Genomic DNA, 14,997 nt, shown 5'->3' on the forward strand with positions numbered 1-14,997 from the left:
CACGATCACGATGACGGAACTGAAGACCGAGCTGACGAAACCGGTCGACCTCACCTCGCTCGTCCCGGTGTTGTTCGGATTTGCTGCCTTTCAGCAATTGCGCGCCGCCTCGGAACTGCAACTGTTCGAATACCTCGACCTGAACGGCCCGGCCACCAGCGACCAGGCCGCCGCGGGACTGGGCCTGCCCGTCAAATCGGCGCGCAAGCTGCTGCTCGGCACCACCTCGCTCGGCCTCACCGATCGGGCGGACGACCGGTACGCGCTGAGCGAGATGTTGCGTGCCGCAATGGAAGACGGCACCTGGCCGCTCATCCGCAACATCATCGACTTCCAGCAGCGGCTGTCCTATCTGCCTGCGAAGGAGTACGCCGAGTCGTTGCGCACCGGCAAGAACCTCGGCCTGAAACACCTGCCCGGCACCGGAAACGACCTCTACACCAGGCTCGAACAGACGCCGGAGCTGGAGAATCTGTTCTTCCGCGGCATGCATTCCTGGTCGGAGCTGTCCAATCCGGTGCTGCTGCACCAGGTGGACTACCGCGGCGTGACCAGGATCCTGGATGTCGGTGGCGGCGACGCGGTCAATGCGATCGCGCTCGCACAGGCCCACCCGCACTTGAAGATCACGGTGTTCGATCTCGAGGGCGCCGTCGAGGTGGCCGGCGACAACATCGCCGCCGCCGGGCTGGGTGATCGCATCGACGTGGTCGCCGGGGACATGTTCGGCGACCCGCTGCCCGGCGGGTACGACGCCGCGTTGTTCGCCCACCAGTTCGTGATCTGGTCGCCGGAACAGAACGTGGCGCTGCTCGAACGGGCCTACGCGGCACTGCCGCCGGGCGGGCGGGTCATCGTGTTCAACGCGTTCGCCGACGACGACGGCCGCGGGCCGCTCTACACCGCGCTGGACAACGTGTACTTCACCACGTTGCCGTCCGAGGAGTCGACGATCTACCCGTGGCGTGAGCACGAAGAGTGGCTGCGCACAGCGGGTTTCACCGACATTCTGCGTATTCGTAGCGACGGTTGGACGCCGCACGGTGTCATCGAAGGGCGCAAGGCCGATGAGTAAGCTCACCCAGTTGGACCGCGAGTATTCGCCCAGCTCAGCCGCGCGTGATCCGGCCGGGACGCTGCGGCGGTACCGGCGGCGCAGCGACACCGCCCGTTCCCGGCTCGACGTGCACATCGCGGTGCCCTACGGGGCGGGCCACGGCGAGCGGTGTCATGTGTTTCCCGCTGTGCCGCAGGGTATCCGAGGACCGGAGACGCCTGCCCTCGTGTTCGTGCACGGCGGCCACTGGCAAGAGTCGGGCATCGACGACGCGTGCTTCGCGGCCCGGCAGGCGGTGCGGCACGGCTGCGCGTATGTCGCCGTGGGGTACGGGCTCGCCCCGGATCGCACGGTGCCGGGCATGATCGCCTCGGTGGCCCGGGCCCTGGAGTGGCTCGCCGGCACCGGGCCGCTGCTCGGGATCGACCCGGAGCGATTGCACGTGGCGGGCAGCAGCGCGGGCGCGCATCTGCTCGCCGCGGCGCTCGCGGGCACTGACGCGCCCAGGGTGCGCAGCGCATGCTTGCTGAGCGGACTGTACGACCTCACCGAGATCCCGGAGACCTACGTCAACGAGGCAGTCCGGCTGACACCGGAGACCGCCCGCGCGTGCAGCCCGCTGCGGATGCCCGCCCCGCGGTGCGATTCGATCCTGCTCGCCGCCGGGCAGCACGAGACGCGAACCTATCTGCGGCAACACGAGCGGTACGCCGAACATCTTGCCGCACAGCACATCCCGGTGGACGCGCGGATCGTGTCCGGGCGGGATCACTTCGACCTGCCGCTGGACCTGGTCGATCCGTCGACCCCGTTCGGCCGGACCAGCCTGCGGCACCTCGGCCTGGCACCGCGCCGCCGAGGCTCCGCCACCCCGGAAGGAACGGTGACATCAGCGCGATGAAGAACTCACTGACCGCCGCCCCGATCGAGTCCGCGACCACGGGCCCGGCCGCGACGGCCACCACCGAGACGATCGCCGACGCGTTCGTGCGCACCGCGCGTGAGCACGCCGATCGCGAGGCCATCTCCGACGGCAGCACGACGCTGACCTACGCCGAGTTGGACGCCATCAGCAGCCAGATCGCGCGAGCTCTGCGCGACCGTGACCTACCGGTAGGGGCGCGCGTCGGCGTGCATCTCGACCGCAGCCTCGCCACCTACCAGGTGTTCCTCGGCATTCTCAAGGCCGGTCTCGTTGTCGTCCCGTTCAATCCGGTGCATCCGGCAGCGCACAAGTCGCGGATGTTCCGTGCCGCCGAGCCCGCCGTCACGGTGATCGACGCGGGTGAGACGCCGGACGGCTTTCCCGCGGCGGCCTGCCTGCGGGTCACCGAGTTGCTGTCGGCAGCGGCGTCGTTGTCCACCGAATCGGGGCCGTCCGCGGTGACCGCGGCCGCGCCCGCGTTCGTCCTGTTCACCTCGGGCTCGACCGGCGTGCCCAAGGGCGTGGTGATCGCGCATCGTGGGATCGCGCGGGTTTCCCGGCATCTCACCGGATTCACTCCTGGACCGGCGGACCGGTTCCTGCAACTCGCGCAGCCCGCGTTCGCCGCATCGACCACCGATATCTGGACCTGTCTGCTGCGGGGTGGCCGGCTCACCGTCGCACCGCAGGAAATGCCGCCGCTCGGCGATCTCGCGAGACTTATCGAGCGCGAAGGCATTACGGTGCTCAACCTCTCCGTCGGTTTGTTCAATCTGCTGGTCGAGCACCACTCGAAGAGCCTCGCGCAGGTGCGGACGGTGATCGTCAGCGGCGACTTCCCCTCCGCGTCGCACCTGGAGCGCGCGCTGGCCGTGGTCGACGGCGATGTGTTCAATGCCTTTGGCTGCACGGAGAATTCGGCGCTGACCGCCGTCCACAAGATCACCGCGGCGGACCTGTCCGATGCCGAGATCCCGGTCGGCCGACCGATGCCCACCGTCGAACTGACGGTGCGGGACGAGGCGCTGGATGAATGCCCGCCCGGCCGGATCGGCGAACTGTGCATCGCGGGTGACGGTGTGGCGTCGGGCTACCTCAACGATCCGGAACTCACCGCGCGCAAGTTCGTTCGGCACGACGGTCAGCGACTGCTGCGGACCGGCGACCTGGCCAAGTTGACCGAGAACGGGGAGATCGTCCTCGCGGGCCGCACCGATCAGATGGTGAAGGTGCGCGGATTCCGGGTCGAGCCGCGGCATGTCGAGGTGACGGCCGAGGCGTTCCCCGGCGTCGCGCAGGCGGTGGCGCAGGCCGTGCCGAGCGGTGGTGCGGCGGGTCAGCTGGCGCTGTGGTGTGTGCCGACGACGGGGCACGAACTGTCCACCGACGAGTTGACGGAGCATCTGCGGAAGTCGCTGCCCGACTACATGGTTCCGTCGACGGTTTTGCTGCTCGACGCGTTTCCGCGAAATACCAACGGCAAGATCGACCGCAAGGAGCTCTCGTCACGTTTGGTGCCCGCCGAGGACGACGAGTCGACGGTCGAGGAGACCGGAACGGAGGATCAGCTGGCCGATGTCGTCCGGACGACCCTGCTGAACGCCACCGGCCTGGCCGACATCGATCTGGATGCCGGTCTCATCGAAAGCGGTGTCACCTCACTGCAATTGATCGACCTCGGCGCTCGGCTGGAGGAGGTGTCGGGGGTCGCACTGGCACCCGACGACATCGTGGGCGTCGGCACCGTGCGCGGTGTCGCCGACCTGATCCGCACCAAACGGGCGCGAGGCTGACATGACCGCTACCGAGCAACACACAGCGAACGGCGCGCAGCACCTACCCGCGTCCCCGGCTCAGCCCGGTATGTGGTTCGACAGCATCTACGGCGCCGATCCCACGGCGTACAACCAGCCACTGGTGCTGCGGCTGCCCACCCTGCTCGACCATCAAGCCCTCGTCGAGGCGCTGCGGATCGTGCATCGGGACCATTCGGCACTGCGCACCACCTTCGAGATGACCGCCGACGGCGAGTTGCGGCAGGTGGTGCACGGCGAACTGGCGCCGGACGTCGACGTGCGTGATCATCACGGCGGCGGCGATCCCGAGGACTGGGTGGCTGAGCAGCTGGCCGAGGTCGCGGGGGCCGTTTTCGATCTGCGTGGCGGTCCGCTGGCCCGGGTCCGGCACCTCCGGTTCGCCGAGGGCCGGAGCCTGCTGGTGTTCAACATTCACCACACGGTCTTCGACGGCATGTCGTTCAAGCCGTATCTCAGCCAGGTGGAGGCGACCTACACCGCGCTGGTGCACGGCGACGAGCCGCAGCGGCGACCGCACCGCCAAGCCGTCGAGGCGTACGAGCGCTGGGCAGAGCTGGCCGACAATGCCGACACGCTGCATTACTGGCGCGAGAAGCTGGCGAAAGCCCCTGCGGCAGCGCCGTTCGGGCTGCCGGGCACCGGGACACCACGGCACGTGACCCGCCAGCAGGTGCTCGACGACGAGCTCTCGGCGCGGGTGCGCGAGTTCTGTGCCGCGGAGGGCATCACCACCAGCATGTTCTTCGTTGCCCTCTGCTTCGTGCTGCTGCACCGGCAAACCGGGCAGGACGAAGTGCTGCTGGGTATCCCGGTCTCGGTGCGCGGCGCCGGCGACGCCGAGGTGATCGGCCATCTCACCAATACCGTTGTGCTGCAACACCACCTCGACCGCGGGGCGACCGCCCGTGACGTGTTGCGCAGAGTGAAACGCGAAGTGCTGGAGGCGCTTCGGCACCGGCACGCGCCACTGGAGGCGGTGCTCGGCGAGGTTCGCGCGGCCGGTGGCACGCAGGACGGTGCCTTGTTCAACGCGATGGTCACCGTGATGCCCGCCGCGGCCCGCAGGCTGGACCTGCCCGAGTGGGGCGTGCAGACCTGGGAGCACGCGCCGGGTGGCGCCAAATACGACCTGGCGATCTTGGTGGACGAGACGGCGGACCGCTACACCCTGGTCGTCGAGCACGTCACGGCCGCGGCCGACGGCGAAAGCTTCACGGGCTATCTGGCGCAGCGACTGCACACCTTGGTCGACAGCGTGCTCACCGAGCCGGACGGGCAGATCAACGAACTGCGTTGGACGAGTGACGCGGAGGAGCAGGCGATCACCCAGCTGTGTGCCCGCCGCAAGGACGCGCCCGAGCTCGGCACCGAGTTGACCGCCGATCTGTTCGCGGCGAGCGCCGCGGCGGCGAGTGCGGAACCCGCGGTAATCGCCGACGGAACGGTGACCACCTACGCCGAATTGGCAAGTCGCGCAGACGCCGTTGCGGCCAGACTGGTAGATCGGGGAGTCCGGGACGGGCTGCCGGTCGCCGTGCTGATGCGGCCCGGCCTGGAGCTGATCGCGACGGTTATCGGCATCCTGCGCGCGGGTGGCAGCTACGTCACCTTGGATGCCGAACCGCGCGAGCGGCTGAACTTCGTACTGAACGATTGCGGCGCAACCATTCTGCTGCGTGGTGCCGAGATCGACCTCGCGGGCGTGTCGTTGCCCGCAGGCCTCGAAGTCATCGAGCTATCCGAAACAAGCGATGGAGCAGCGTCATTGGATGGCGCGCGGAAGGTGCCCGAGGACACGGCGTACATCGTGTACACGTCGGGCTCCACCGGACGTCCCAAAGGTGTTCGGCTGCCGGAGGTCACGCTGGCAAACCTGGCTCACAACCAGGTCATCTTCTCCGGGGACCGCCGGACGCGCACGTTGCAGTACATGCCGCCCGCCTTCGACGTGTTCGCCATCGAGGTGTTCGGCACCCTCTGCGCCGGTGGCACGCTGGTGATTCCACCAGCGGACGCCCGCACCGATTTCGAGGCGTTGGCCGCTTTGCTGGCCGACGAGCGGATCGAGCGGGCCTACCTGCCCTATGTCACGCTCCGCGAGCTTGCCGCCGTGCTCCGATCGTCGCCGGTGGACTTGCCCGACCTGCGCGAGGTGTACGTCACCGGCGAGCGGCTGGTGATCACCGGCGATATGCGGGCGATGTTCCGGCGAAACCCGAACGCGCGGTTGATCAATGCTTACGGGCCGTCGGAGGCGCACCTGTGCAGTTGGGATGCGTTGCCCGACGATCCGGACGCCTGGCCGACCATTCCGTCGATCGGCCGCGTGGTCGCGGGTGTCGACGCGTATGTGCTCAGTGCCGCCGGCGGCACTGCTCGGCGGGCGCCGTTCGGCGTCGAGGGCGAACTCTGCGTCGCGGGCCCGGTCGTCTCGCCGGGGTATATCGGCCTGCCGGACAAGACGCGCGAGGCCATGGTCGCCGACCCGTTCGTCCCCGGCCAGCTGATGTACCGCACCGGCGATGTGGTGGTGCTGGCCCCGGACGGGTCCCTGCACTACCGCGGCCGCAAGGACGATCAGGTCAAGATCCGCGGCTACCGCGTCGAGCCGGGCGAGATAGAAGCCGCGCTGGAACGGGAATTGGCGGTGGAGGCCGCCGCCGTGATCGTGGTGTCCGAAGGCGGTGACCGAGCTCTGCACGCCTTCGTGCAGGGCACCGCAGCGCCGCCGACGGACTGGCGCACCCGGCTCGGCGCAGTGCTGCCCGGCTACATGATCCCGCGCCGACTCACCCGCGTCGACGCCATCCCGGTGACCTCGAACGGGAAGACCGACCGCCGAGCCCTGGCGGCACAACCGATTTCACCGGATCCCGCCGATGAGGTCGACCTGTCCGATGCCACCTGGACCGACGCGGAGCGCACGATGGCCGCGCTGTGGTCCGAGGTGCTCGGCGACCGGCCGACGACCCCGGAGGTCGACTTCTTCGCGGTCGGCGGTCACTCGCTGCTGGCCGCCCGGCTGCACCGGCTGGTCAAAAAGCGCTTCCGCACCGACGTCGCCCTGTCGGTGCTGCTGAGCACGCCGACACCGCGCGGCATGGTGCAGAGCCTCGTCGGCGAAACTGCGTCCGCCGCACCAGATCTGAGCGAGGAGGCCCGCCTGCACGACCTCACGGTGGGGGAGCGGCAGGAGCCGGCCGACGGCACGGTATTGCTCACCGGCGCAACCGGATTCCTCGGCAGTCACCTGCTCGACGAACTACAGCGGACCGGGCATCGCGTGCACTGCCTGGTCCGGGCCGACAGTGTCGCGGACGGGCGCGAACGCCTGCGCCGGACCTTCCGGAAATTCGCGCTCGACCCGTCCGGGCTCGACGAGGTGGGCATCTGCCTCGGCGATCTCGACCAACCGAAGTTCGGGCTCGGCAACGACTACGAAGCACTGGCCCGCGAGGTGACCGACGTCTACCACGCGGCTGCGCACATCAACTTCGTCGTGCCGTATCACACGGTCAAACGCACGAATGTGGACGGACTGCGACACCTGCTCGACTTCTGCGGGATCAACCGCACGCCGTTGCGCCTGATCTCCACCATGGGCGTCTTCCCGCCGGACTCCACCGCAGGCCTGGTCGGCGAGGACATGGTGCCGGGCGATCCCGCCTCGCTGGGTATCGGGTACTCGCAGAGCAAGTGGGTCGCCGAACGGCTCGCGCTGGCGGCGCGCGAGGCCGGGCTGCCGGTCACCGTGCACCGCGTCGGCCGCATCGCCGGTCACCGCCGCACCGGCGCGTGCCGCCACGACGACTTCTTCTGGTTGCAGATGAAGGGCTTCGCGCTGCTCGGCTGCTACCCGGCGGACATCGCCGAGGGGCCGCCGGTCGACCTGTTGCCGGTGGACTACGTGGCCCGCGCCATCATCCGGCTGTCCGAGGAGAAGCCCGACGACGAGAACTGGCATCTCTACCACGCCGACGGACTCGACTGGCCCACCATCATCGACACCATTCGCGCGGAAGGCTATGCGACGGAACCGACTTCGGGATCCACCTGGATGGCCGCGCTGGAACGGCAGGCCGCCGAGACCGACGACCAACGGTGGGGACTCGGTCCGCTGGTGCCGCTCATGCGGGAGGGCGTGATGCGCCTGGGCGCGCACACCTTCGACAACGAGAAATCCAGGCGGGCGCTCGCCGATGTCGGGTGCCCGTATCCGCAGGTGGATACGGGATGGATTCGGCGGATGTTCGAGTACTTCCGCGCCGTCGGCGCCCTCGCGCCGCCGGACGGGCTGAACCAGGGAGGAACACAATGACTGATCTGGAACTGCGCTCGGTGGTGATCATCGGGGCCGGCCCGGTCGGTTGCGCCTTGGCGACACTGCTGCGCCGCCAGGGCCTGGAGGTAGATCTCTTCGAGCGAGGAACGGAGTCGGCGGGCACGGGGTCCGGGCATTCGTTCAACCTGACGCTCACCTCGCGTGGGCTCGACTGCCTGCCCCGTTCGGTCCGGCGACGCCTCTATCTCCAGGGCTCGGTGCTGGCCAAGCGGATCATCCACCACCGCGACGGTGCGATCTCCACGCAGCCGTACGGCACGATGACCCATCACCATCTGCTGTCCATTCCGCGCCGGGTGATGCAGGACCTGCTGCGTGATCAGGCGCTGCGGGAGGGTGCCCGGATCCATTACGGCCAAGAGTGTGTCGACGTGGACACCGCGCGACCGGCGGCGCTGCTGCGGGATCGGGACGGCTCCTCGGCCTGGGTCACCGGCGATCTGCTGGTCGGCTGTGACGGCGCCAATAGTGTTGTGCGCGAGGCGATTGTCGCCGCGCACCCGCAGGACATGTGGGCGACGCGCGAGACCATCGAGCACGGCTACGCCGAGATCACCATGGACTACGGGGACGCCGACCCGACCGGCATGCATCTGTGGCCGCGCGGCGACCACTTTCTGCAGGCCCAACCGAACCGGGATCAGACCTTCACCACCAGTCTGTTCAAGCCGATGGCCGGTGACGACCGGCGCAGGCACTTCTCCGGGCTGCCCTCGGCCGACGCGATCAGCTCCTACTGTGCGACCGAGTTTCCCGACGTCTTCGGACGGATGGCGGCGGTCGGCACGGACTTGGCGAGCCGGAGCCCCGGCCACCTCAGGATCATCAACTGCGCCCCGTATCACCATCGACGCGCGGTGCTGGTCGGTGATGCCGCGCATGCCGTGGTCCCGTTCTTCGGGCAGGGCATCAACTGCAGTTTCGAGGATGCCGCCACGCTGGCGGCGCTGCTGGAGAAGTTCCAGGCCGCGGTCCGTTGCGAGGGCGGCACCGTCGCGACCGTCGCCGAGGTGGTCGTCGACGAGTACAGCGATGTGCGGGTGAAGGCGGGGCACGCGCTGGCGGAGTTGTCGCTGCGGAACCTCACGGAGCTGTCCGCCCACGTGAACGATCCGATGTTCCTGGCACGACGCGCGCTGGAACGGCGGCTGCACGAGTTGCGTCCCGAGCTGTACACGCCGCTGTATCAGTTGGTGGCGTTCACCCACATGCCCTACGACGCCGCGCAGCGGGTGCACGACGAGTCCAGTGCGGTGCTGGACGAGTTGTGCCGCGGGCGAGACCCCCGAACCGAACAGGACGCGATCATCGGCGAGTTCGCCGAGGCGTATGGTGGCGCGTTCGCCCCGCAGTTCACGCCGCAGAAGCAGCGGACAGGGTAGTGCGGGCAGGTTACCCGGCGGTCCCGCTGGCGCGGGCCGCCGCGACGGCCGGGGCCGACTTGCCGCGCCCCGCTTCATCATTGAAGCGGAACCCGACACCGTGCACGGTGACGATCCAGTCCGCGGAGCCGAGCTTCTTGCGGACGCTGCTCAGATGGGTGTCGATGGTCCGGCTGGCCAGTGACGTCACCTCGGCGTCCACGTCGTCGTATCCCCAGACCTGTTGCAGCAGTTCGGCTCTGGAGAACACTCGCTGCGGCTCGGTGGCGAGCAGGCGCAGCAGTTCGAACTCCTTGCGGGTCAGTTCGACCAGCCGGTTGCCGACCCTGACCTCACGCAGCGCCGAGTCGATCTCCAGTTGGCCGACGATGAGCGCGGGTTGGGACATCATGTGCACCCGCCGTAGCAGGCCGCGTAGCCGCGCCATGAGCTCACGGCTGTGGTACGGCTTCACGATGCAGTCGTCGCACCCCGCCTCCAGGGCGAGGACCTTGTCCAGCTCGAACGCGGAGGCGAAAGCGATGATCGGGATGTCGCTGGCGCGCCGAATTTCTCTACATAAGGTCAGACCGTCGAAATCGGTGAAGTCGAGGTCGACGAGTACCACGTCGAAGTCAGGGTAAGCCGCCATGGTTTCGGCCCCGGTCGAGGCCGGCTCGGGTTCGAAGCCGTGCCGTTTGAGGTCATTGACCGTATCCTCGATCCCCTCGCAGTCCGCCACGATCAACAAGCGCGGATGAAGCAAAGCGATCCTCCCTTCCAACTAGTGCGATTCAGTTGTTTTCTTGCGCGGTAACAGTGCCGATCAGCTCGATGAGGTCGAGGCAGCGGAAGGCGGCGGAGGTATCAGACGGACGATAATTCGAGCAGAACCCGAATCGACGATTCCAGCGCATAGTTCATCGAGCCGCCATTGGGCTCGAATGCGGTGTGCTCGCCTGCGAAATGTATTCTTCCCTCCGGTGTTCTGGTGTGCGCCATGAGCTCGTGGTGGCCCAGCTCCGGCAGAATGTACGCGCCCGCGATGTACGGCTCGTTGTCCCAGGCTATGGACGTGCCGAGCTCAAAATTCTCGCGTGCCCCCGGCATGATCGGTTCCAGCTCGGTCAGCGCGAAATTGATGCGCTCTTCCTCGCTCATGTCGGCCGCCGCCTGTGCGGGCCAGCCGGTCAGCCAGCACTCCAGGATCTTACGTGGACCGGGTAGTCGTGGCGTGCCGTCGCGGACCGTGCCGATCGGCGTATCCGTCGACAGCATCAATCGCTGTTCGGGCCAGAACTTCTTGCGCATCTGCAGGAATATGCGAAGGACCGACGAATACCTGAGGCGGCGGATGGTCGCGTGCTTCGCGGCGGACAGGCCGGCCATCGACAGGTTGATCCGGCGCAGGCTGCTGAACGGTGCGGTGACGACGACGCGGTCGGCGGTCAGCGTTTGCAGCCGGTCCCGATCGAGGAATGTTACCTGCGCTTCGTGTTCGGTCTGCGTGATGCGGACGACCGGTTTCCGGTACAGGACACGGTCTTTGACCTTGTCCGCCAGTGCGCGGGCGAGCAGGTCGGCGCCGCCTTTGACCTTGTACCACCCGCCGTCGGCGGTGGAGAAGGCGCGGTGGCCCGACTCGTAGCGAGCCCACGCCATGGTCGAGGCGGATTCCAGTTCGCCGCCGCGCATTTCGAGGAAGAGCGGTTCGATCAGGCTGATCGCGGCTGCGGAGGCGCCTCGGTCTTCGAGGGTCCGGCGGACCGAAATCTGGTCGAGTGCCAGCAGATCCGGCGTCGGGGTCCAGGTGGGTGCGGTGAGTTCCGGGCCGATGTTCTCGTTGAACTTCGTGACGTAGTGGGCGTTCAGGTCGGCGACGGTGAGGTGGCGCTCGTGTGGCTGCAGTCCCAAGGTTTCGGCATGGTCGCCGAGCTGGTCCGGTCGGATCCGGACGCCGTTGCGCAGGTAACTGAAGTCGGTGTCGACGAGATCGCTCGGCTCGGTCTCCAGCTGCATTTTTCGCAGATAATGCATCGTGTAATGGCATTGCGCGGTCACCGTCATCCCGCCTGCTTCGGTGCGCAGGCCGTCGGCGAATGGGTGACGATAGGTCCAGGTTCGGCCGCCCGGCCGAGCACCGGCTTCCAGCACGGTGACGCGGGTGCCCTGCTTCGCTAATTCGTATGCGGCGGCAAGGCCCGCCAGTCCGGCGCCGACAATGATTGCGGTATCGATGGTATTCTTAGACGGAAGCCCGTTATCGAAAGTACTTCTGACGTCGTGTTGAGTTAGCCCCTGCACTGCTTTCCCTCCGGCGAACTGCGCTTGATCTCCCCGGCTCGTCGAAGTTGTTCTGAACCGAAATCATTGACAAATCATCACGCTGACGGAAAATGGAGTCATCGTTCCTCTTCAACCATTTTGTATGAAATTATCGTATCAAGCCCCGCAGAGCGGAGCAAACAAGTTTCAGTTGCCCGAATTTAACTGCACATAGGCGTTTCACACCTCGCTGCCTGGATGGCGTTTGCCTGTGCGTGTGTGACCGTTGTCACACTTCGGTCCTCGTTTGAATCGCATCTAACTCCAGGCGAACTCGCGCTGAGGTGGACCTTCCTTCCTCGGATATCTCCTGGTCGCGTGCGGTAGTCGGGGAGGCATGCTCCTTGTTCGGGTCCCTCGCGAGGGCGACTACAGCTATTCCACTGCAAGCTATTCAGCGCGGGTTTCGGCCGCGCGCAACCCAGTTCGGCGAGTCGTCGGTTGCTCGCCGCCTCGTGCGGCGGATTCCGCCCGCTCGACAATGACATCCGATAATGGGCTAGTTCGTGCAATATTTGACGATCGGCCTGAGGCATGGTTGTCGCGAGCTCCCGGCGTGCGGCCAATGTGGCGGCAGGAAGGCGTTTTTCGAGCGCGCACTCGCCATCGGCGACCGCCGTCGCGATCTCGTGTTGACGGAATCAGCTGTACCCGTGGCCTTCTCGGATCTGATAGCTCGCCGCGCCTGGACTGTACTCTGGCGGTGAAAGCCTTTCGTGGTAATGCGGGAGCGCCATTCCGTGAGCGCGATCTGGAAGGCGGGAACGCGGAAGCTATGCATCCATGTGGTTATAGAAATATTCGGGAACGTACGCCAACTGCTAGCGCTCGAGTGGAGACCGCTCGTCGCTGCGTACTCGAGTTCCGTTGTGGTGCGCGATGTTTCGAACATAATCGCCGCGTTCGGGCGCGTCGTGTGGTGGCGCGCCCGAGCGGGCGTCCCGTGCTGACTACACGCTGCGCTGCGCCAGCGTGGACTTCATATGGGCCAGGATGCATTGCTCGATGTGCGCGAGCCACTCGTAGCCCTGCAAGGTGCCCGAAACCCATGCGGCTGTGATGGCAGAGATGTCGTGGGGTTCGGAATCGTCGAGGGGTGGGGTCGACCGTGGGGGTGTCCTGGCGATCCTCGGCCTCGGGCGGGGTCTCGATTCTGGAAGTGGTTCGTCTACCACCGAATCCGGGACGATGTCCGGTTGGTCTGTCGGTGGCGCCGCGAAGGTGCTGCTGGATTGTCCCGGGGTGCTGATGTCCCGGTTCGCCGTCGGGCCGACGCCGGCGGGGCCGTCCCGGTCGGCGGAGATGAGGGCCGTGAGGAGCGCGGCCGTGGACACCATCGCCAATCGCATCGGAACGTCGGGCTTACGTGGTGCGCGGTGTTTACCCATCGCCTTCTTCCCATCGAAATTCCTTTTGAGTGTGGAAGTTTAAGGCGGGCAACCAATTACGGCCACCAGTGTAAGTTCTTCTTCATGGATGTTAAGCCGCGATAATCGCGCAATCGACCTTGTCTCTGATTCGATTCGACCCGGCGGATTGTTACATCGGAATTTACTGCGCCGGGACATCGGCTACGCGGGCCGGACATTCCGCCCAGAATTCTCGGTCCACCCCGGCAAATAGATAAGGGCAAGGTGGTTATCCACTCCTTGCCCACTTCAATGTATAGCGCACCCGGGGCCTTGCGGCAAGACCCCGGTCGTGCTGCAAGATCGTCACTCATTCGAATGAAGGGGTTGCATGATCGACGTGATCATCGCCGGTGCCGGGCCGACCGGCGTGTGGCTGGCCAGTGAGTTGCGGTTGCAGGGTGTGCGGCCGGTGGTGCTGGAGCGGGACACCGAGCCGACCAAGGTGGTTCGCGCGCTCGGCCTGCACGCGCGCAGCATCGAGATACTCGACCAGCGTGGGGCGCTGGCGCCGTTCCTGGCGCTGGGCCGCAAGCACCCGGTCGGCGGGTTCTTCGCGGGCATCGCCAAGCCGTCGCCCGAGCTGGATACCGCGCACCCGTACGTCCTCGGCATCCCGCAGACCACCACCGAGCGGCTGCTACTCGAGCGCGCCGGCGAACTCGGCGTCGAGATCCGGCGGGGTTGTGCGGTGGTCGGGCTCGGCCAGGACGAGCACGGGGTGACCGTCGAGCTGGCTGATGGCACGCAGCTGCGCTCGCGCTACCTCGTGGCCTGCGACGGTGGCCGCAGCACGGTGCGCAAGCTGCTCGGCGTCGGCTTCCCCGGCGAGCCGACGACGGTCGAGACACTGGTGGGCGAGGTCGAGCTGACCGCGTCACCGGCGACGATCAACGCTGCGAACGCCGAAGTCCGCAAGACCCAGTTGCGATTCGGCGCCGCGCCACTCGGGAACGGGGTGTACCGCGTCGTCGCGCCCGCCGCCGGCGTGGCCGAGGACCGCTCGATCCCGCCGACCTTGGACGAGCTGAAGCGGCAGCTGCAAGCGACCGCGGGCACCGACTTCGGTGCGCACTCGCCGCGCTGGCTGTCCCGTTTCGGCGACGCGACCCGCCAGGCCGAGCGGTACCGGGTCGACCGGGTCCTGCTGGCAGGCGACGCGGCGCACGTCCACCCGCCGATGGGCGGGCAGGGGCTCAATCTCGGTCTCCAGGACGCGTTCAACCTCGGCTGGAAACTGGCCGCCGTGATCAACGGCTGGGCGCCGAAGGGGCTGCTCGACAGCTACCAGGCCGAACGGCATCCGGTGGCCGCCGACGTGCTGAACAACACTCGCGCGCAAATGGAGCTGACCTCCCTCGAACCGGGTCCCCAGGCGGTGCGCCGCCTGATCTCGGAACTGATGGACTTCGACGAGGTGAACCGATACCTGATCGAGAAGGTCATCGCGATCGGCATCCGCTACGACTTCGGCGCAGGTCATGCGTTGCTCGGCCGGCGGCTGCGGGACATGGCGCTGCGGCGGGGACGCCTCTACGAGTTGATGCACCACGGCCGTGGCCTACTGCTCGATCAGACCGGCCAGCTCTCCGTCGCGGGCTGGGCGGACCGGGTCGACCACGTCGTCGACGTCAGCACAGAACTGGACGCGCCCGCGGTGCTGTTACGGCCGGACGGCCACGTCGCATGGGTCGGCGACGATCAACAGGAGCTGCGTAACCAGCTCCCCGTATGGTTCGGCGCTGCCGTCAGCTGAACACC

Annotated in this window: 9 protein-coding genes; 6 read left to right on the top strand and 3 right to left on the bottom strand. The window is 67.1% G+C overall.

Annotated features, from left to right (window positions below; translation table 11 throughout):
- The first annotated feature begins 10 nt into the window (after positions 1–10).
- The 5 genes from DMB37_RS35785 to DMB37_RS35805 are packed head-to-tail and all read left to right on the top strand — an operon-like array spanning position 11 to position 9,523.
- Positions 11–1,075: a methyltransferase gene (locus tag DMB37_RS35785; RefSeq protein ID WP_135236479.1), complete on the top strand. Its 1,065-nt coding sequence runs from the start codon at positions 11–13 to the stop codon at positions 1,073–1,075.
- On the top strand, positions 1,068–1,958 hold the full coding sequence (locus DMB37_RS35790; protein ID WP_135236480.1) for an alpha/beta hydrolase: 891 nt from the start codon (positions 1,068–1,070) through the stop codon (positions 1,956–1,958). The genes DMB37_RS35785 and DMB37_RS35790 overlap by 8 nt, the downstream gene beginning before the upstream one ends.
- Positions 1,955–3,775 carry a non-ribosomal peptide synthetase gene (locus DMB37_RS35795; RefSeq protein ID WP_135236481.1) on the top strand — a complete coding sequence of 607 codons (1,821 nt, stop codon included), beginning with the start codon at positions 1,955–1,957 and terminating at the stop codon, positions 3,773–3,775. Before DMB37_RS35790 ends, DMB37_RS35795 begins: the two co-directional genes overlap by 4 nt.
- A gap of 1 nt (position 3,776) precedes the next feature.
- On the top strand, positions 3,777–8,117 hold the full coding sequence (locus DMB37_RS35800) for a non-ribosomal peptide synthetase (protein WP_135236482.1): 4,341 nt from the start codon (positions 3,777–3,779) through the stop codon (positions 8,115–8,117).
- The gene (locus tag DMB37_RS35805; protein ID WP_135236483.1) at positions 8,114–9,523 is read left to right on the top strand and encodes an NAD(P)/FAD-dependent oxidoreductase; all 1,410 of its coding nucleotides are present in this window, start codon (positions 8,114–8,116) and stop codon (positions 9,521–9,523) included. The genes DMB37_RS35800 and DMB37_RS35805 overlap by 4 nt, the downstream gene beginning before the upstream one ends.
- 10 nt (positions 9,524–9,533) lie before the next feature.
- Here the strand turns inward: DMB37_RS35805 and DMB37_RS35810 are convergent, their stop codons facing one another.
- From DMB37_RS35810 to DMB37_RS35820, 3 genes are all read right to left on the bottom strand, one after another.
- On the bottom strand, positions 9,534–10,268 hold the full coding sequence (locus tag DMB37_RS35810) for a response regulator transcription factor (RefSeq protein WP_240771809.1): 735 nt from the start codon (positions 10,266–10,268) through the stop codon (positions 9,534–9,536).
- Between the two features lie 101 nt (positions 10,269–10,369).
- Positions 10,370–11,806 (bottom strand): NAD(P)/FAD-dependent oxidoreductase, encoded by a 1,437-nt coding sequence (locus DMB37_RS35815; protein ID WP_135236484.1) that lies wholly within the window; start codon positions 11,804–11,806, stop codon positions 10,370–10,372.
- Between the two features lie 971 nt (positions 11,807–12,777).
- Positions 12,778–13,215 carry a hypothetical protein gene (locus DMB37_RS35820; protein ID WP_135236485.1) on the bottom strand — a complete coding sequence of 146 codons (438 nt, stop codon included), beginning with the start codon at positions 13,213–13,215 and terminating at the stop codon, positions 12,778–12,780.
- A gap of 352 nt (positions 13,216–13,567) precedes the next feature.
- Between DMB37_RS35820 and rox the strand changes: the two genes are divergently transcribed.
- The gene (gene rox / locus DMB37_RS35825; protein ID WP_135236486.1) at positions 13,568–14,992 is read left to right on the top strand and encodes a rifampin monooxygenase; all 1,425 of its coding nucleotides are present in this window, start codon (positions 13,568–13,570) and stop codon (positions 14,990–14,992) included.
- Positions 14,993–14,997: the final 5 nt, after the last annotated feature.

The organism is Nocardia sp. CS682 (assembly GCF_004634405.1).
GTDB lineage: Bacteria > Actinomycetota > Actinomycetes > Mycobacteriales > Mycobacteriaceae > Nocardia > Nocardia ninae.